Genomic DNA, 18,656 nt, shown 5'->3' with positions numbered 1-18,656 from the left:
TTAGACAACTTTTACTTCGTTACGTAATACATCCACTAACTCTGCTGCTTGCTCGGCTAATTCCCCTGTTAAAATACGACCAGCTGTTTTCTTCTCTGGTAAGTATTGATTTAAAATAGCTGTTTTTGACGCGATGGCTGCTGTGTCTATACCTAAATCAGCAGCTGTTACGCGTTCGATTGGCTTTTTCTTTGCTTTCATAATGCCTGGTAACGTCGGGTAGCGTGGTTCATTTAGGCCTTGCTGTGCTGTTAATAACACAGGTAATGTAACTTCAATCGTTTCTAAGTCGCCTTCTACATCTTTTTCTGCACGTGCTGTTTGACCATCAATCACTAAGCTTGTAATTGTTGAAATATGTGGTAAACCTAACTCTTCTGCTACACGTGGACCAATTTGTGCTGCACCGTCATCTACTGACATATGACCTGCTAAAATTAAGTCATATGATTCTTGCTTGGCGAATGCTACGAGTACTTTTGAAATCGTATATTCGTCCCCCGCCAACGACTCATCATCAATTAGAACCGCTCGATCTGCACCGACAGCAATTGCTGTACGTAATGCTTCCTCTGCACGTACTGGGCCAGCTGTGACAACCGTTACCTCAGCGCCTTGCTGTTCTTTTAATAACACGGCTTGCTCTAATGCATACTCATCGTACGGGTTAATCACATATTTGACACCGCTTTCATTTAACGCATTATTTACTAACACAATTTCTTCTTCTGTATCAAATGTTTGCTTTAATAACACTAAAATTTTCATACATACCCTCCTAGAATTAGTCATGCATTCGGACTTTCGTGAGTTCGAATATTCTGTTTTTTTAAAATTAACATGCTTTTTCACAGATTACTAATATCGGTATAATACCTTTAATATACTTTTTAAATATAGATAAGCATCTACCTTTCACAAACATTGATGTACCAAGCTTTAAGACTTTCACCTCCAGATCAATCCACTGGTAAAACACCAAAAAAACAATAAAATTTTCAAGCGAATTAAAACATAAACGCCAAAAAAACTGCTTAAAAAACAAAAAAAACGAGTAACGAATATTCGTTACTCATCTTTAAAAAATATTTTTCCGCCCTTATACAGTATATTTTTTATGTATTTACTCTTATATATAGACGAAAAATATATGCTTTTTACATCTCAACATCTGCTGCTAGCTTGCCACGTTTGTTTTTCACACCACTGAAAATACTTAACGCGAATACAACAAACGCCACAATTAAAATCACGGCTGAAATTGGACGTGTGAAGAAGATTAAGAATCCTTCGGTAGAAATTGATAACGACTGTAGCATTGCAGACTCTAATTGTGACCCTAAAATAAACGTAACAATCATCGCAGACATCGGAATATCTAGCTTCTTCATAATATAACCAATAATCCCGAATACGAGCATCATGCCGACATCCCAAAGGCTACCTTTTAAACTATATGTGCCGACTAGAATGACCATTAAAACGATTGGGTATAATAGCTTATACGGAATCATCGCAATTTTCGCCCATAGCCCGACAAGTGGTAAATTTAAAAATAGTAATAACAAGTTTCCAATAAACATACTAGCAATTAATCCCCAAACAAAATCAGGGTTTTTTGTAAATAATGCTGGTCCTGGCGTTAAGCCATGCATAATGAACGCACCTAAAATCACGGCCATCGTTGGTGAACTAGGTAAACCAAGTGAAAATAGTGGAATCAGTGCGGCACCACTATGCGCATTGTTCGCTGTTTCTGGACCTGCTACACCTTCAATCGCTCCTTTACCGAAACGACTTGGATCTTTCGCAACTTTCTTTTCTAGCATGTATGAAAATGTTGACGCAATAATCGAGTTTGCACCTGGGATCATCCCAAGCACCATTCCGATACCTGTACCGCGACCAACCGACTTCAATGTTGGATTCCACTCATTTTTTTGCGGTAATAATCCTTTTACTTTTGGGACCTGTCCAATACGCGTCGGTTTTTCTGCATTTAATAGAATTTCTGAAATTCCGAATAGACCCATTGCCATTACTGCAAAGTCGATTCCTTCCATAAGCTCTAGTGAACCAAATGTAAAACGGTATTCACCAGATACTAAATCTTGGCCGACCATCGCTAAAATTAAACCAATTATCGCTGCGATTAAACCGCGAACAAGTGATTTCCCCATCAGTGCGACAATCATCAACATGCCAAGTAACATGATGGCAAAAAATTCTGGCGGACCAAAGCTTAGCGCTGCTTGTGCTAAAATTGGACCAAAAAATGTAAGTGCGACAACTGCAACAATCCCACCAATAAAGGAACCAATTGCCGCTACGCCTAAAGCCGCACCTGCACGGCCTTTCTTTGTCATCTCATATCCATCGATACATGTAATTACTGACGCGGCCTCTCCTGGTACGTTTACTAATACAGATGTAATCGTACCGCCATACATAGACCCGTAGAAAATACCCGATAACATAATAATGGCAGATACAGGCTCCATTCCAAATGTAATTGGAATTAAAAGTGCCGTCCCTGATACTGGTCCTAAGCCTGGTAGTACACCAATAATCATGCCGAGCATAACACCGATAAAGCAATACAGTAGGTTCGACCACGTTAATGCTGTAGCGAACCCATCAAGAAGTAGTAAAAACGAATCTATCATCGCCTGTCCCCCTAAAATAGAATTCCATTGGAAGGTAAATGTACTTTCAATACGTTATTGAACATGATGTAAATAAATAAAGTAATACCTACTGACATAGAAACTGTCACAAATAACTTGAATTCTCTGACGAACAGTACGAATAAAAAGACCGTTCCCGCAATTAAAAAGCCACATAAAACAAATAATAGTAAAAATAGCATTAATGTAATCATAATGAAAATTAGATCTTTTAATGACCTTCCTGTCGGCCATTCCTCATCGCTTACATTTTTACCTTTAAAGCTTTCATAAATATACAGTACCGCTAAAATAATTAAGATAAGGCTGAGCCAGAATGGAAAAAACCCTGGCCCAGGACCAACAATCCCGGAGTAGCTGTACTGAAACGATATTATAAACGTGATAATGGCAAAGACAAGTATAATGAGCCCTGCCCATACCCCGACATTCAAGTCTTTTACGTTTACCTTCATATACGCCTCATTCCTTTCGCTCCATTACTTGTTAGTCGATTAACTCTAGCTCTTTTAAAATAACAGCTGCTTTTTCATTTTCAGCATCTAGCTCTTTTTGTACTTCTTCAGCTGTACCGTATTGCACTTGTAAACTTGCTTTTTCAAACTCCGCAATTACTTCTGGGTCTTCCATCGTTTTCTTTAGTGCTTCTTGTAATTTTACACGGATGCCTTCTGGCAAATCAGCTGGAGCAATTAATGACGTATTACTGTCATATGCAATATCAAAGCCTTTATCGATTAATAATGGAATTTCTGGGAAGTACGGAACTGGTACGCTACCTGCATTGAAAATCGCACGTAATTCACCTGATTCGATTAATGGCTTCGCATCACTTGGCTGTAAAATCGCCCCTTGTACGTGACCACCTAAAATGGCTGTAATCGCTGGTGGTGTGCCTTCAAATGGTACCGCTTTCACTTTAATGCCTGCTTGTAACTCTAGCTCTGCCATTGGTAAATGTGAGCCTGAACCAATCCCACCTGATACACCAAATGTAAATTCATTTGGATTTTCCTTTACATACGCTAACCATTCTTCAAATGTTTGCCATGGTGCATCGGCTTTTACAACTAGGATTTGCTGATTACCAAATACTTTAGCAATTGGTAAAAAGCTTTCATGATTGTATTTTGTTGTGCCATATAACGGCTGTAGTGCTAATGCGCGGTGAGTCGTTAATGCTAATGTATAGCCATCTGGTTTTGAAGCGTATAAATCAGAAAGGGCAATTGTCCCACTGCCACCTGGCTTATTAACAATAACAAATTGCGCTTCTGGTAAATATTGAGGTAAGTATTTCTCTAAAATACGTCCCCCAATATCTGTCGAGCCACCAGGTGCAAACGGTACAATAATTTCGATTGGTCGTTCTGGATAATCTGTATCACTAGACTGAGCTGTCTCACCTGAACATGCTGCTAACACTAAAGCCATCAGTAGTACACACGTTAACATGAATTTTTTCATTCAAGTTCCCCCTATAATTATAAATTCGACCAACCCTTTTACACGCTAGTAATCCGTTTGCGCAGAAATGGCTGCTAAACGAACATCAACAATCGCACTGCGTCCTGCTTTTACACAGTCCATCGCTTGTTGCAATACGGCTACTACATCCTGTGGGTCGCTCACCGTTTGTGCAAAAGCGCCTCCAGCTGCTTCTGCAATTTTTGCTAAATCTGCTGACTGATCAAAGTTTACCCAATAACTGTCTGTTTGTTTTGCTACTCCATCTGGATAGCGCTTCAGTAAGTTCATCTTCGTCGCGTTCCAGCCTTCATTGTTATAAATGACGGTTAAAAATGGTGTATCATAACGACGTGCCATCCAATGAACAGCTGCAGGTTCACTAAATAAATATGTGCCATCTCCAGTTAAGCTCACGATATGCTTCGTCGGATTTGCTAATTTCATACCGATTGCTGCACCACCATTCCAACCAAGAGAAGTTCCGCCACTTGTGAAGTATGTACCAGCCTTTACACGTGGTAAATATTTACACACTGTCATTGTACTCGTAATTGTTTCATCTAAAATAATTGTGTCATCGTCCACAACTTGTGCTAAGCAAGCGGTTAGCCATTCAGGTGTAATCACCTCGTTATGTGTGACTGCCTGCGCCCACTGTGCACGCTGCTCTGTAAAGCGCTGTTCCCACTGTGTAAAACGTGTCGTAACATGTGATACATCCACTGCCTGTTCTGCCACATAAGCGCCTAATTGCTTCAATGTTTCATACGCATCGGCACGGTATGATTGTGTTGTCGCAATATGCCAAAGCGGTATTTCTTCCTTAATAGGATCAGGATCAATGAAATACACCGCACAATCTGGCTTCGGTGTTGCTTGTGTAACAATCCATGGCACATCTGTATCAAGTGCCACAATCACATCTGCTTCCGTAATGAGCGCATGTGGATCATATCCTGCATGAAGTGCATGATTGCGCGGGAAGTTTACATATGTTGGAATATGCTCAATAACTGGAATCGCCAGTTGTTCGCAAAGAGCCACGAGCGCATCTACTGCTTGTGGATTTTTCCCTACATACGATGTCACGATAACCGGATTCTTCGCTTGAATAAGTGCATCTCCTACTTGTTCGATATGTTGTGGTGGCATGCCAGCTTCCGTAATCGTTGTCCAATTTGGCCATACATTTTCGCGTTGCTCGACTTGCTCCTCTAACACTTCACGCGCACCTGTTAAATACACAGGTCCTGCTGGTGTACTTTTCGCCATTTGCATCGCGCGGTACACTAATTGTTTAACATTTTTACCTGTACGAATATCACCCTCCCATTTTACATATGAGCGCACTATGCCACGCTGGTCGTACACATTTTGTAAATAGTTGACGTACGAGTTACGGCTTCCCGGCAACTCGCCCTCCATTGTGTACGGTGTTTCTCCAGCAAAAATAAAGACTGGCACGCGTGCGCGAAACGCATTGTGAATAGCGCCTCCTAAATTTTGCGTCCCCACATCGGTATGAATGATGACACCTTGGGCTTCCCCAGATGTCATCGCATATCCTTGTGCTGCTGCTAACGCAACACTTTCATGTGGACACACAAGCGCTTTTGGCAATGAACGTCCTTCTTGCTTCGCTTTTGCGAGTGCTTCAATAATTGAAGGATGGTCACTCCCTAAGTTGCAGAATAAATAGGAAATACCTACTTCCTGTAACGCTTCCATTAGTGCTTCACCCGTTGTCACGGTTGCTACGTGTTGTGCGGTTTTCATCAATTCACCACTCCTTTTGTATACACCACCGAACGATCAATAATTTCGGCAATATCTAATGTTTGAACATCTTCCTCTACTTCCATTGCCTTCGTACCATCTGATAACATTGTTAAACAGTATGGACAGTTACTACCAATCATTGTTGGATTCGTTTCAAGTGCCATTTCTGTACGTGCTAAGTTAATACGCGTGCCTTGACGGTCTTCCATCCACATACCGCCACCACCAGCGCCACAACATAATGCATCTTCACGATTACGTTTCATCTCTAAAATCTCAACACCTGGAATCATGCTTAAAATGTCACGCGGTGCATCATACATACCGTTATAACGCCCGATATAGCATGAATCATGATAAACAATTTTTTCTTCAACACGTTCTGTTGGTACAATTTTTTTCTGTTGAAGTAAATCACGTAATAGCTCTGTATGGTGAACTACTTCCGCTTCTAACCCAAACTCTGGGTATTCATTTTTAAAGCTATTAAATGCATGTGGGTCTGTTGTCACAATTTTTTTCACATTATATTGTTCAAATACTGCAATATTTTGTGCACACAAATCTTGGAATAAATACTCATTCCCCATACGGCGCGCTGTATCCCCTGAGTTGCCTTCGTGATTACCTAAAATCGCAAACTTCACACCCGCTTCGTGCATAAGACGTGCAAATGCTTGGGCGATACGTTGGTTACGAATATCATATGAGCCCATTGAACCGACCCAATACAACACATCGAATTCTTCTACTTCATCTACTGTCTTTACAATATCCTCCATACCTTCACGCCACTTCACGCGCTCGTTACGGTTTGTGCCCCATGGGTTACCTTGACGTTCGATGTTTTGGAAATAACGTGATGCTTCTGATGGCATTTCGCCTTGTGTCATTACTAAGTAACGGCGTAAATCCACAATTTTATCAACATGCTCATTCATTACTGGACATTGATCTTCACAGTTACGGCACGTTGTACATGCCCATAATTCTTCTGATGTAACAACATCGCCGATAAGCTGTGGCATTTCTACCGTATCAATTGTCGCACCACCACTGGCTTGTAACGCCAATTGATTAGCAGACGTGTCAGCTGAAAACGCAAGTGCTGGTACCCATGGCGCGCGCGATGTAATAAGTGCACCTTTATCCGTTAAATGATTACGTAAATTAACAATTAAATTCATCGGAGATAATGTTTTGCCTGTAGCAGATGCTGGACACATATTTGTACAACGACCACATTCTGCACATGCATACAAATCAATTAATTGACGCTGTGTAAAGTCTTCAATCTTCCCAACACCAAATTCCTCTAATGTTTCATCTTCAAAGTCAATTTTTAATAGACGGCCAACCGGACCTGCTTTTTTGAAAAATAAATTAAACAGTGCAAATAATTCATGCGCTTGTTTTGACTGTGGTACAAAGACCATAAAGACAAGCACCGTTAATAAGTGAATCCACCAGAACACATAAAACAGTACTGCACCAATTGTCGGACCTACAAAGCCAAATACAACTAGCACTAAACTTGAAAATGGTGCGTACACAAAGTTTGCTTCGCGCTCTAGCATGATGGATTCAAAGCCAAGCGTTAATAAAATCGTCGTCGTTAAAACTGTTAATGCAATGACAACAAAAGCTGCTTTTGCATCACGTTTCCACTGTAAGCGCTTTAGTTTCTCGATGTAACGACGGTAAAAGGCATACAATACGGCACCTAACATTAAAAACGTCGTCCATTCTTGTAAAAAACTAAAATATTTATGGAAGCTTCCTAATGGATACTCAAATCCTTTACTAAAGCCTTTAATAATGATTTCAATCAATCCAATTTGAATGATAAAAAAGGCATAAAATAAAATAGCGTGCATAATTCCACTTTTTTTATCTTTAAACAATTTCTTTTGTCCAAATCCATTGATGATAACAGTGCGGACACGCTCTCCAACATTCCACTCCATGTTCGGCTTTTTGCCTAATTTAATAAATGTATAGCGGCTGTACACCATTTGGAAAAATAAATACAGCGCATACGCAACGACAATAATAACTGCCGCTAAATTGATATACATTAACACAGAACCAACTCCCCTCAACCATACTTTTAAAGTTTACTTTCTTATTATTTTATGGCACGATATCTATAGAAGATATTTATGTGCATAAAACAAATAATCTACTTTTAATGAAAAATAAGCTCGAAAAATCAACTTTCTTCATCAATTTGATTATTCTGAAAATATTTACGTTTATCTTATCACCGGTATTACTATAGTACAAATATCTTTATTATATGTTTGAGATACATTAAAAGTATAGGAAGGATGAGACGATGGATATTCGACAATTACGCTACTTTGTTACGGTAGCAGATGAGGGGCAAATTACACGTGCGGCGAAGAAATTAAACATGGCACAGCCCCCATTAAGTCATCAATTAAAGATTATGGAAGAGGAGTTGGGTACGGCTTTATTTTTCCGCAATAGTCGTAGCGTAGAGCTAACAGAAGCAGGTCAATTATTGTACCAACGTGCTGTTAGTATTTTACATCAATTAGAAGATACCGTTGTAGAAGTTAAAGAGACCGGCGATGGCTTGCGTGGACAACTCGCAATCGGTACAGCAAAAACATGTGCAATTAATTTCCTCCCCGAACGTATTCAATCATTTCAGCAGGATTATCCACTTGTGACATTCCGCATAGTCGATGGACATCCGTACGAAGTGTTGAAGTTTTTAGATGAACGTTTAGTGGAATTTGCTGTGGTACGTTTCGCAGCAGATATTCATCTCGACTATGACACGAAAACACTGCAAGTCGAACCATATGTACTCTTTATTCCAAAACAATGGAATTGGCCATCAACGAAAACATCTATTTCAATGAAGGATTTAACAGATATTCCGCTTATTATGATTATTCGTGAGGAAAAATACGGCATGTACAATTCATTCCACAATTTATGCGTAAAACAAGGCATTAAATTAAATATCGTCTGTGAATGCCATGATGCCTCTATTATTTGCTCGTTTGTCGCAACTGGCATGGGCGCAGCTGTTTTGCCAAAGTCAACACTTTTATCACATGAGCATGAAATTGATATTATCGAAATTGAAGATTGTGACCTTTTTAATAAAACATCGCTCGTTTGGAATAAAGACCGTCCATTATCAAAAGTAGCTCAGCATTTCTTAGATTCATTTTAATAATAGACACGCTGACTAAAAAGAATCTCATTGCACAAGTGACTGTATCAGAATGAACCTCATTGTAATCGTAGAAAAATGCTCATCTGAACGATTAACTGCTTGAGTTGAACGTTTAAGCTTCTATAAAAAACAAGCAGCCGATTGTCACACTGGCTGCCTGTTTTTTATCTAGATACTAATGAGTCTACCAAACCGCTTGATCCCTTCACCCTTCCACCAAACTCTCTAACGCAGATTCTATGTCCTCTACATACGGTATGCTCGGCGCGTTCAGTTCTTCTCCATGCACATACAGTAGCCACACATTTCGTTTCGTAAATGCTTTATATGAAACGACGTTCATTGAAGCGGTCTGCTCAGTAAATTCCCACTCACTGTCTGCACGTTGCTCGGTATTTTCAAATACATATATAATGAGTGTTTGCTTATCCATGTCATAGACGCTTGGCTTCACCGAATTTAATGTAGACGTAAAAAGCTCATCCCCTCGCTTCGACGTTGGCGTAACAGGTATTTGAACATGTTGCAGTGCTGCAATAACGTCTTCCTCACTTATATACGAACTGTCATACACATTCGTTTGTACGCAACCCGCCAACAATAAAAACAGTATGACCATGACGATTTTCTTCATATTATTCCCCCTTCTTATCCGTTCGAGTGTTTCATATAATTAGTTTAGCATGACGACATAGTTTCTGTTATTAACACCAAACAAGATAATGAAGTCGACATTAAAACTAATATTGACTGCTAAAATAGTTTCAACATTGAATTCTATTTTAGTGAAGTGGCGCGCGTTCTCCACCAAAAATATACATGCTATTCTGTAGTTTTGTAGCGTCTGAGCGAATGAATTGTAAGCAATATTTCTTGGCGCATTGAAATGAAACGCCGTAGAAAAGCACGTTCCTTAAGACATGAACGACGCGAAATATAGGCGGCAAAAAGCCCATTGCACCGATGTGAAAAGCTAAATCATTGTTCATCAACACGTATAACTAAATATATATTTTTAAATCCGCACTTTACAACTAAGTTTTATTGTGTTTATAATTGAGCCATCCATACACGAGACCGACTAGAAAACTAGAGGCCTTTTATGTGCAGTTGCACATGAAAGGTCTTTTTTCGTTGTAGGACATAACAGCTCTAGAAATATCATACATTCAAATAACAGAATATTTTGTATATAGGAGGAGGAAATGTGACGTTACAATTTGCTTACTGGGCACCTAATGTGAGTGGCGGTTTAGTCATTTCCGATTTGCCACAGCAAACAGGCTGGACATTTGACGATAATGTTCGCTACGCCCATACTGCCGAACAATATGGTTTTGACTATGTATTATTACAAACGCGCTTTTTTGCAAGCTACGGTGCAGACCAGCAATTAGAAGCGGCAACATTAGCCGCAGCACTTGCAGCGAAAACGACATCACTCAATATTATTACAGCGGTACTTCCTGGCTTATGGCATCCAGGGGTGATGGCAAAAATGCTTGCAACGATTGACCATATTAGTGATGGACGCAGCGCCATTAATATTGTAAGTGGTTGGTTTAAAGGCGAATTTACAGGCTACGGCGAACCATGGCTTGACCACGATGAACGTTACCGCCGTTCTGAGGAATTTATTCGTGTGTTAAAGGAAATGTGGACAGCGGAATATGCGAATTTTAAAGGGGATTTTTACTCGTTAAATAATGCCCAATTAAAACCGAAGCCACTTGCACAACCAAAAATTTTCCAAGGAGGCAACTCAAAAGCTGCAAAGGAAATGGCGGGGCGCGTATCCGATGTGTACTTTATGAATGGCAATACGCTTGAAAATATTGCCGCACAAATTGAGCAAGTACGCACGTTGCGTGAGCAAACTGGACAAGGAACGATTCAGTTTGGCATCAACGGCTTTGTGATCGTTCGGAATACCGAAGAAGAGGCAAAACAAGTGCTGCGTGATATTGTGACGAATGCCAATCAGGAAGCAGTTGCAGGCTTTAAACAATCGGTAAAATCAGCAGGCGCTGCTTCCCCTGAAGGCGAAGGTATGTGGGCACATGCATCGGATGAAGATTTATTGCAATATAACGAAGGTTTTAAAACAGGTTTAATTGGCACTGCCGAACAAGTAGCGGACCGCATTATCGAGCTGAAAAAAATCGGGGTCGATATTGTGTTAACAGGCTTTTTACACTATGAAGAAGATTTAGAGGCGTTTGGCAAAAATGTGCTACCACTTGTACGTGAAAAAGAAAAACAACTGCAGCTGGAGGCGATTTCATGATGATTCATACCGCAGCGATCGACGAAGCGGTGGAACAGCTTATCACTACATTTGCCAAAACAGCCGCTAAGCGTGATAAACAAGGGGGTACTGCTTACGAAGAACGCCAACTGCTGCGACAAAGTGGCTTGTTGTACTTATTTCAAGACGGCGACATTCCGTGGCAAACGGTATTACGCATTACACGCCAACTTGCGACCGTTGATAGCTCACTTGCACATTTATTTGGCTACCATTATTTATGCATTGCCACAATTGAACTCTATGGTACACAGGCACATTACGAGCGAGCGATCACACAAGGTACGCAGCACCAGCACTTTTATGGCAATGCCTTTAACCCACTCGACACGCATGTCACTGCGACAAAACAAGCAGATGGACAATGGTTGCTACAAGGCACAAAATATTTTTGCTCAGGTGCAAGCGATGCGGACTGCTTGCTTGTATCGGCACAAAAAAAGGATGGCAGCGGACTACTTATGGCAGTCATTCCAGCAAATCGTGCTGGCGTTCATATTCATAATGACTGGGATAGCTTCGGGCAAAGACAAACTGATAGTGGCGCAGTGACATTTAATGATGTGTCTATACTTCCTCACGAATGTTTGGCACTACATACCGAGGAGCAACATTATTTTTCAACGTGTCGCACGCATATTGCGCAAACGATTTTATTACATGTGTTGCTTGGTACAGCTGAAGGGGCTTTTCAAGAAGCGAAGTCGTATACAAAAACGTCAGCTCGTCCTTGGGTGACAGCACATGTGAACGATGCGACTGAAGACCCGTATATATTACAGCATTACGGCACATTTTTTGCGAAGCTCCAAGCGGCTGATGCGTTACTTGAGCGCGCTGTTCAGACGCTTGTGACAACACTTCACAAAAAGCACCATGTTACAGAAGAAGACCGCGGCATTTGTAGTGTTGCCATTGCCACAGCAAAAGTGCAGGTCGTTGAAACGACGCTACATATTACATCAACTATGTTTCAAGTAATGGGGGCACGCGCAACAAATGCGCAGTACAACTTTGACCGCTTCTGGCGCAATGTTCGTACCCATACATTACACGACCCAATTGATTATAAATTACGCGATTTAGGGCAATACGCGCTCAATGACCGTTACCCAACGATTTCATCATATTCTTAGGAGGCTTTTATTCATGGAAATCTTTTGGTTTATCCCAACAAACGGCGACTTTCGTCAACTAAACAACCCGCTAGGTGCACGTCCTGCATCATATGAATATTGTAAGCAAATTGCACAAGCAGTCGATTCACTTGGCTATAGTGGGGTGTTAATCCCGACTGGTAAAACGTGTGAAGAAGGCTTTATCGTAGCATCTACCCTCGCACCGGTTACACAAAATTTAAAATTTTTAGTCGCAGTGCGCCCAGGCTTAATGTCGCCGAGTTTTGCGGCACGCATGTCAGCTACATTAGACCGTTTCTCAAATGGGCGGCTGCTCATTAATGTCGTAGCAGGTGGCGACCCCGTCGAGCTTGCCGGAGAGGGTGTGTTTTTAGACCACGACGCGCGCTATGATTTAACCGATGAATTTTTGCATATTTGGCGTGATTTGTACACGAAAGAACAGGTAGATTTCAACGGTGACTATTTACAAATTGAGCAAGGACAATTACCATACCCAACTGTTCAAAAACCATACCCGCCGCTTTACTTCGGCGGCTCTTCTGAAGCGGCACTACAAGTAGCAGCTGACCATATTGATGTGTATTTAACATGGGGTGAACCACCTGCACAAGTGAAGAAAAAAATTGATAAAGTACGCGCACTTGCTGCTGCCCAGGGTAAACAGGTGAAATTCGGTATTCGTTTACACGTGATCGTTCGTCCAACCGTACAACAAGCGTGGGAAGCGGCTGCGCAACTAATCGAGCATGTAGATGATGAAACGATTGCAAATGCCCAAAAGATGTTTGCACGCATGGATTCTGAAGGACAACGCCAAATGACGCAACTTCATAACGGCGACCGCACGAAGCTTGAAGTGAGCCCGAATTTATGGGCAGGTGTCGGCTTAGTACGCACAGGTGCAGGTACTGCATTAGTAGGTGACCCTGATACGGTGGCAGCGCGTATGCAAGAATACGCAGATTTAGGGATTGAAACGTTTATTTTATCAGGCTACCCGCACTTAGAAGAAGCGTATACAACAGCTGAGCTATTATTCCCGAAACTGCCAATCGCACAGAAAAAAGACGAGCTAGGTCGTACATTTTTAAGCCCGTTCGGTGGCGATATTAAACCAGCAACGGTATAAATATAATACAAAGGTAAATATCCTTCAGCAATGACAACTGCTGAAGGATATTCTTATGCGATTCCACATAGCGTACTACTACAGCTAGCTTTTCGGTCGTATAGTTTGCTTCACGTTTTCAAGTATGTCGTCTTCTAAGTCGAAGACAAGTGTTTGCATCGGACCGCGGACGATTAAGCTAATACATGTATCTAAAATTTCGTCTGTTGGTGTGACCATGTTTTCGTCCACCCAATGATCCAATATCGTCATAAATAAGCTTGATGCAATTTTCGCTAATAACGTTAATGAAAAATTTGCATGTGTATATTCAGGATTAGACGTTATGGTGAAATGCATTAAGTTCGCCATGCCAGCACGAATATGTTCATCAATTTGTGGCTTTTTAGGACTATTTAATAACACCTCTAATAATTGCTGTTGCGATTTTAGCTGTTCTAATAAAATTTTCATCGATTCCCGGCGTACTTCTATCATTTCAGCTACACTGTTTGTCTGTACTAAAGCACGGTCCATCGCTTCATCGACGGCGATATAAAATTGCCGCTCATACGCATTTAACATCATGTACTTATCTTCAAAATGCGTATAAAATGTCCCACGACTAATATCCGCTTCGCTCACGATGTCAACAATCGTAATTGTGTCAAACGGCTTTTGCTGTATCAACGTATGGACTGCATGCAAAATTTCCTTTCGTGTTTTTAACGCTCGACGGTTCATCTCCTCACCTCATTCTTATTATACAGAAAAAAGGCGAACCGGTACGTTACGCACGGTTCGCTTTCTGACTTACTGTTCGACTTTAGTGATACTATTTTTGACCCAAACTATGATAAAGGATACGACGAATATCCACATTAGAATGGTCGTATTATCATTTATCAGGCCTGAGCCAAAAAATAAAATATCCTTTAAGCCTTCAATTAAAAACTTAAACGGTATCCATGACACGATAAAATCTTGGTAAAACGCCGGCAACATTTCCGGTGCAAGCTGAATTAACGGTAAACCGTAAAACATTAATAACACGAAAACAGCAATAACCGGTAAGCCAATCCACACCAAAGCTGCTTTGATTAAAAATAAAAATGCTATACATGCCATGCTGACAAATAAGGCAACCGTATGGAAGCTTTCAAATTCAAAGCCCAGTATCCATGTCGTACACCATGTCACAAAATACCCTGCTATAAAAGAATATACAATGGCTACTACCGATTGCAAAATATTGAATGTCAGTTGCTCTTTTCGTGACAAGAACACGCTCTTCTTCCCTGCCATGACAAATAAAACTGCTCCTAAAATCGATGCGAACCATAGTGGCTGGAAAAACACAGTTGGCGCAGTTGCTAAATCGCCTGTCGTATTCACGACTTGCACATCCGCCTTCACGGGGGCGATGAGCCCTTCTACCTGTGCAGCTGGTACTGCTACACCACTTGCCTCCATTTGCTGTAGCAATTGCGCGCGCATCATATCATTGATTGTGCTATTCAGTTGTGTGAACATCGTTTGTAACATCGTGCTAACATTCGCATTTTGTCCTTCATTGATATAATATTGTATGTCCAGTCGCATCGGCGTTGGTGTCGCTAAACTCTGCACTGCCGCTGAAAAATTTTCAGGTATAACAATGCCCCCGTAAAGCTCACGATTCTGTAACGCTTGCTCCATATCTTGTTGTGAATCAAATAATTGAATATCAAGCGCATCATTACTCGCCATTGCTTTTTGTACATTTTCTTGAATGAGCATAGCCAGCTGTCCATCATCCGCAACGACAAAACCTATTGCTATATCTTTTGGTGCCATTTTCGTCATCGGAATTTGCGTACTGACAAAGACAAGTACTAATACAAGCATCACGATAAACGGTACAGCTAATAATTTCTTCTGCATAATACCCCTCCACATTTTTATATGTATAACTATATGACTGATGGCGTAAAGGAGCTATATGCAATTCATTAGTAACTGTTTAAAATTGAACAGAATATACAAAAGTGTGTAATTTTTGTGCGCTCAGTCAACTACTGGACATTCTATTCCATAATTTGAATATATCTCTGCACTTTATATCCTTCTTAATCCAGATAAAACTCTAGCGCCACCATCGTATTAATGACACCTTGCACTTTATATCCCTCTTAGTTCAGATAAAACCACTATACTCACGTAATGGTTTCCCGTAATAATCAGTCTTTATATCCCTCTTAGTTCAGATAAAACATGCGTCGGTTAACAAAAGAGCGTGTGGAGCGCGACTTTATATCCCTCTTAGTTCAGATAAAACTAAAAAGCCCTTGCATGATATTAGCACCAATGCTGTAACTTTATATCCCTCTTAGTTCAGATAAAACTCATGAACTACAACACGGGGTCAATTTCAGTTGCAACTTTATATCCCTCTTAGTTCAGATAAAACTGCCCGTGGTGAATGATTATGCAGCCGCCTTTATACACTTTATATCCCTCTTAGTTCAGATAAAACTTTCAGCCGCAACCGTTGGTTTCGCTTCAGCTACCTTTATATCCCTCTTAGTTCAGATAAAACATGAAAGCACTCGCAAACACGGTGGGTATGGTAGACACTTTATATCCCTCTTAGTTCAGATAAAACCCGAGGTATTTTCTATACACCTACATCGTTATTTAGCTTTATATCCCTCTTAGTTCAGATAAAACGGTGGTGTTGCAGCAGCAAGTACGGGTGCAAATATGATCTTTATATCCCTCTTAGTTCAGATAAAACTATCAGTTGAAGCGATTGTTACAAGCATTTCAAAACTTTATATCCCTCTTAGTTCAGATAAAACCTGACTTACTAAGAAGGCTATGATTTTCAACAAGCCTTTATATCCCTCTTAGTTCAGATAAAACAAAGATGTGTAGTATGTGGTGCGAAATTTAAAAATCCTTTATATCCCTCTTAGTTCAGATAAAACTTTTTTATTTGGTAGTGCCATGTCGCGCGTTTTTCAAGCTTTATATCCCTCTTAGTTCAGATAAAACCCCTGGCAAAAAACCTTTGTTTACAACGTTTATTCAACCTGTTTTGCAGTAAACGTCTAATCATGTAATTTGATATTTGTATTAACATGCCCGAATCCATTGATATCACTAGCTTTTATCAATAAATACGTTAACTTTCCAAAATGCATTTTAAAAGAAAATATCCATATCCCCTTTTTCTGCACCTACAAATGTTTTTTTCAAATGTTTCGGATTTTCCACTACGTAGTAATACAAACTATCTACATCTGGATCAATAATTTTTTCTAACTCACTTTTACATTTCATAAACTGTGTTTTCGTTATTTCACCTTCAAAAACTGAATTTTGCGTCCATGTTAAGTATTCCTTTAACTTTTTACACACTTTATTTACACGCTTTACATTCACATCGTAAGTGATAATGACAAACATTCAAATCACCACCAAGCTTGTAATGGTTTATACGATACATCACCGATTACATGTTTAATCAGCTTATAACATTCTAAGCGGATAAAGTAGCGATACGTTACATTCCTTTTTAGCTGTCTATGCTTAATAGAATCCGTTAACTTTTTATCAAAAGCAGCTATGAATAGTTTCTTTCCTTCTTCATTTAAATATACCATTCCCTCATGATCTTCAAAATGCTTCGGCTGAATTTTTTTCGTATTCACTAACGATACAATCAATGGATCTACAAAGAGTGGTTTAAAAATTTCTGCTATATCTAGGCTCAAGGAAAAACGTTTTTGCGATGGTTCATGTAAGTAACTCACTGTTGGATTTAATTGTGTTTTATACATTTCACTCAAAACAGTTGTATACATTAAAGTGTTTCCAAATGATATTAATGCATTAAATGGATCTCTAGGTGGGCGTTTTGTGCGCTCAGTAAAATAGAATTCTGGCAAGATCATTTCATTTAATGTACGGTAATAATGTTGACGCATCATACCTTCAATACCCATTAGTTGTTGCACATCACTCGCTTGTGCTATTTGTTTTTGCAATGTCATAATTTCTTTTACAAATTCAGAATGCATGTTATTTTTCTTTCGATTAAATCGAATCATATGAAAAGCTGCTGCTTTGACAAAAGCACGTGCAAGTATCATACGCTTTTCATTATTTAAATAATGTTCACTTTGTCTCACTGTCACAATACCAGAAACTTTTTGATCTCTTGGTACAAAACTACCCGTATAGAAACCATAGTAATTATAACAATGAATAAATACTTCCTTTTGCCCCATGTAATTCAAAAAAGTTGTATTTAAATTGACTTCTCCAAATAGATGTAAATTTTCAATTTGTTCAATTGGTAAAGGTCGTTTTTTATCATCTACTTCCGAAATTAAGTAGATTGTATTATCTTTTCGTTTCACTGTTCCATTCGAAAACATAAAAATATCACGTTGCATCTGCATCCTCCTCTGTGATGAAACAGAAATCAAAGTACGCACAATTTTTACAATAAGGCATTTTTTTTAATTTCGGTGCAAATTCTGATGTTAAAATGGAATTAATGTCCGCTATTTTTCTTTTAAGTTGTCGTTCCTTTTCCTCTGTTAAAGTAACTTCTACAACCTTTTTTTCCTTTGTATAAGCGATTTTCCCACGCTTTTCAATCCCTTTTTGTTTTAGCAAATATAAGTAATACAGCAATTGCCATTCATCTACACGTTGCATTTTACTCGACAGCTTTGTTTCTTGAATAAATTCTCCATCCACCACATCAATGACTGCTTGATCAATAGCCAGTTCCTTTTCTTTACGAGCGTAAGACGATTCATGCAGTAATGTGCCCTCAATTACTCTTTCATGCTCGGTTTCAAATCCAATTTGCTTACTATATAGCCACAATTTCCGCTTACAAACTTCATAGTATTGTATATGCAAACCGCCTATACTTTGCAATGGAAAT

Annotated in this window: 16 protein-coding genes and 1 CRISPR repeat array; of the genes, 4 read left to right on the top strand and 12 right to left on the bottom strand. The window is 39.7% G+C overall.

The features are described from left to right. From A6M13_RS11135 to A6M13_RS11110, 6 genes are all read right to left on the bottom strand, one after another. A complete protein-coding gene (locus tag A6M13_RS11135; RefSeq protein ID WP_066546196.1) occupies positions 1-768 on the bottom strand; it encodes an electron transfer flavoprotein subunit beta/FixA family protein in 768 nt (255 codons plus the stop codon). Between the two features lie 389 nt (positions 769-1,157). Beyond that, a complete protein-coding gene (locus A6M13_RS11130; protein WP_066546194.1) occupies positions 1,158-2,666 on the bottom strand; it encodes a tripartite tricarboxylate transporter permease in 1,509 nt (502 codons plus the stop codon). Between the two features lie 11 nt (positions 2,667-2,677). Further along, entirely contained in the window at positions 2,678-3,142 is a 465-nt protein-coding gene (locus A6M13_RS11125; RefSeq protein WP_066546191.1) for a tripartite tricarboxylate transporter TctB family protein, read from the bottom strand. A 31-nt stretch (positions 3,143-3,173) separates the two neighbouring features. Then, a complete protein-coding gene (locus tag A6M13_RS11120; RefSeq protein WP_066546189.1) occupies positions 3,174-4,154 on the bottom strand; it encodes a Bug family tripartite tricarboxylate transporter substrate binding protein in 981 nt (326 codons plus the stop codon). 45 nt (positions 4,155-4,199) lie between these two features. Continuing rightward, entirely contained in the window at positions 4,200-5,933 is a 1,734-nt protein-coding gene (locus A6M13_RS11115; RefSeq protein WP_066546187.1) for a thiamine pyrophosphate-requiring protein, read from the bottom strand. Beyond that, on the bottom strand, positions 5,933-8,020 hold the full coding sequence (locus A6M13_RS11110) for a (Fe-S)-binding protein (protein ID WP_066546185.1): 2,088 nt from the start codon (positions 8,018-8,020) through the stop codon (positions 5,933-5,935). Before A6M13_RS11110 ends, A6M13_RS11115 begins: the two co-directional genes overlap by 1 nt. Before the next feature lie 254 nt (positions 8,021-8,274). Here A6M13_RS11110 and A6M13_RS11105 point away from each other — a divergent pair, with 254 nt between their 5' ends. Next, positions 8,275-9,150: a LysR family transcriptional regulator gene (locus A6M13_RS11105; RefSeq protein WP_066546184.1), complete on the top strand. Its 876-nt coding sequence runs from the start codon at positions 8,275-8,277 to the stop codon at positions 9,148-9,150. 208 nt (positions 9,151-9,358) lie between these two features. On the opposite strand, the gene A6M13_RS11100 is transcribed toward A6M13_RS11105, so the two are convergent. Beyond that, positions 9,359-9,787 (bottom strand): hypothetical protein, encoded by a 429-nt coding sequence (locus tag A6M13_RS11100; protein ID WP_066546182.1) that lies wholly within the window; start codon positions 9,785-9,787, stop codon positions 9,359-9,361. Between the two features lie 573 nt (positions 9,788-10,360). On the opposite strand from A6M13_RS11100, the gene sfnG reads away from it, so the two are divergent. The 3 genes from sfnG to ssuD are packed head-to-tail and all read left to right on the top strand — an operon-like array spanning position 10,361 to position 13,732. Beyond that, on the top strand, positions 10,361-11,440 hold the full coding sequence (gene sfnG, locus A6M13_RS11095) for a dimethylsulfone monooxygenase SfnG (RefSeq protein ID WP_066546175.1): 1,080 nt from the start codon (positions 10,361-10,363) through the stop codon (positions 11,438-11,440). Further along, positions 11,437-12,597 (top strand): acyl-CoA dehydrogenase family protein, encoded by a 1,161-nt coding sequence (locus A6M13_RS11090; RefSeq protein ID WP_066546173.1) that lies wholly within the window; start codon positions 11,437-11,439, stop codon positions 12,595-12,597. Before sfnG ends, A6M13_RS11090 begins: the two co-directional genes overlap by 4 nt. A 13-nt stretch (positions 12,598-12,610) precedes the next feature. Next, positions 12,611-13,732: an FMNH2-dependent alkanesulfonate monooxygenase gene (gene ssuD / locus A6M13_RS11085; RefSeq protein WP_066546172.1), complete on the top strand. Its 1,122-nt coding sequence runs from the start codon at positions 12,611-12,613 to the stop codon at positions 13,730-13,732. An 84-nt stretch (positions 13,733-13,816) separates the two neighbouring features. Here the strand turns inward: ssuD and A6M13_RS11080 are convergent, their stop codons facing one another. From A6M13_RS11080 to cas4, 5 genes are all read right to left on the bottom strand, one after another. Beyond that, positions 13,817-14,455, bottom strand: coding sequence for a TetR/AcrR family transcriptional regulator (locus tag A6M13_RS11080; RefSeq protein WP_066546170.1), 639 nt, complete (start codon positions 14,453-14,455; stop codon positions 13,817-13,819). 69 nt (positions 14,456-14,524) lie between these two features. Then, positions 14,525-15,634, bottom strand: a complete 1,110-nt coding sequence (locus A6M13_RS11075) for a YhgE/Pip domain-containing protein (RefSeq protein ID WP_066546168.1) — start codon at positions 15,632-15,634, stop codon at positions 14,525-14,527. A 172-nt stretch (positions 15,635-15,806) separates the two neighbouring features. Further along, a CRISPR array of direct repeats spans positions 15,807-16,747; the repeat unit is 29 nt; unit sequence CTTTATATCCCTCTTAGTTCAGATAAAAC. A gap of 150 nt (positions 16,748-16,897) precedes the next feature. Beyond that, entirely contained in the window at positions 16,898-17,161 is a 264-nt protein-coding gene (gene cas2 / locus A6M13_RS11070) for a CRISPR-associated endonuclease Cas2 (protein WP_066546165.1), read from the bottom strand. A 5-nt stretch (positions 17,162-17,166) separates the two neighbouring features. Then, a complete protein-coding gene (cas1b, locus tag A6M13_RS11065) occupies positions 17,167-18,153 on the bottom strand; it encodes a type I-B CRISPR-associated endonuclease Cas1b (RefSeq protein WP_066546163.1) in 987 nt (328 codons plus the stop codon). Continuing rightward, a complete protein-coding gene (cas4, locus tag A6M13_RS11060) occupies positions 18,143-18,649 on the bottom strand; it encodes a CRISPR-associated protein Cas4 (RefSeq protein ID WP_066546160.1) in 507 nt (168 codons plus the stop codon). The genes cas1b and cas4 overlap by 11 nt, the downstream gene beginning before the upstream one ends. Between the last annotated feature and the right edge of the window lie 7 nt (positions 18,650-18,656).

The organism is Caryophanon tenue (genome assembly GCF_001700315.1).
Taxonomy (GTDB): Bacteria; Bacillota; Bacilli; order Bacillales_A; family Planococcaceae; genus Caryophanon; species Caryophanon tenue.
This window is presented reverse-complemented; position numbering and strand designations above follow the sequence as displayed.

Coding starts and splice junctions, on each gene's coding strand:
- A6M13_RS11135 (WP_066546196.1), bottom strand. CDS start 768: ATGAAAATTTTAGTGTTATTAAAGCAAACATTTGATACAGAAGAAGAA.
- A6M13_RS11130 (WP_066546194.1), bottom strand. CDS start 2,666: ATGATAGATTCGTTTTTACTACTTCTTGATGGGTTCGCTACAGCATTA.
- A6M13_RS11125 (WP_066546191.1), bottom strand. CDS start 3,142: ATGAAGGTAAACGTAAAAGACTTGAATGTCGGGGTATGGGCAGGGCTC.
- A6M13_RS11120 (WP_066546189.1), bottom strand. CDS start 4,154: ATGAAAAAATTCATGTTAACGTGTGTACTACTGATGGCTTTAGTGTTA.
- A6M13_RS11115 (WP_066546187.1), bottom strand. CDS start 5,933: ATGAAAACCGCACAACACGTAGCAACCGTGACAACGGGTGAAGCACTA.
- A6M13_RS11105 (WP_066546184.1), top strand. CDS start 8,275: ATGGATATTCGACAATTACGCTACTTTGTTACGGTAGCAGATGAGGGG.
- A6M13_RS11100 (WP_066546182.1), bottom strand. CDS start 9,787: ATGAAGAAAATCGTCATGGTCATACTGTTTTTATTGTTGGCGGGTTGC.
- A6M13_RS11090 (WP_066546173.1), top strand. CDS start 11,437: ATGATGATTCATACCGCAGCGATCGACGAAGCGGTGGAACAGCTTATC.
- ssuD (WP_066546172.1), top strand. CDS start 12,611: ATGGAAATCTTTTGGTTTATCCCAACAAACGGCGACTTTCGTCAACTA.
- A6M13_RS11080 (WP_066546170.1), bottom strand. CDS start 14,455: ATGAACCGTCGAGCGTTAAAAACACGAAAGGAAATTTTGCATGCAGTC.
- A6M13_RS11075 (WP_066546168.1), bottom strand. CDS start 15,634: ATGCAGAAGAAATTATTAGCTGTACCGTTTATCGTGATGCTTGTATTA.
- cas2 (WP_066546165.1), bottom strand. CDS start 17,161: ATGTTTGTCATTATCACTTACGATGTGAATGTAAAGCGTGTAAATAAA.
- cas1b (WP_066546163.1), bottom strand. CDS start 18,153: ATGCAACGTGATATTTTTATGTTTTCGAATGGAACAGTGAAACGAAAA.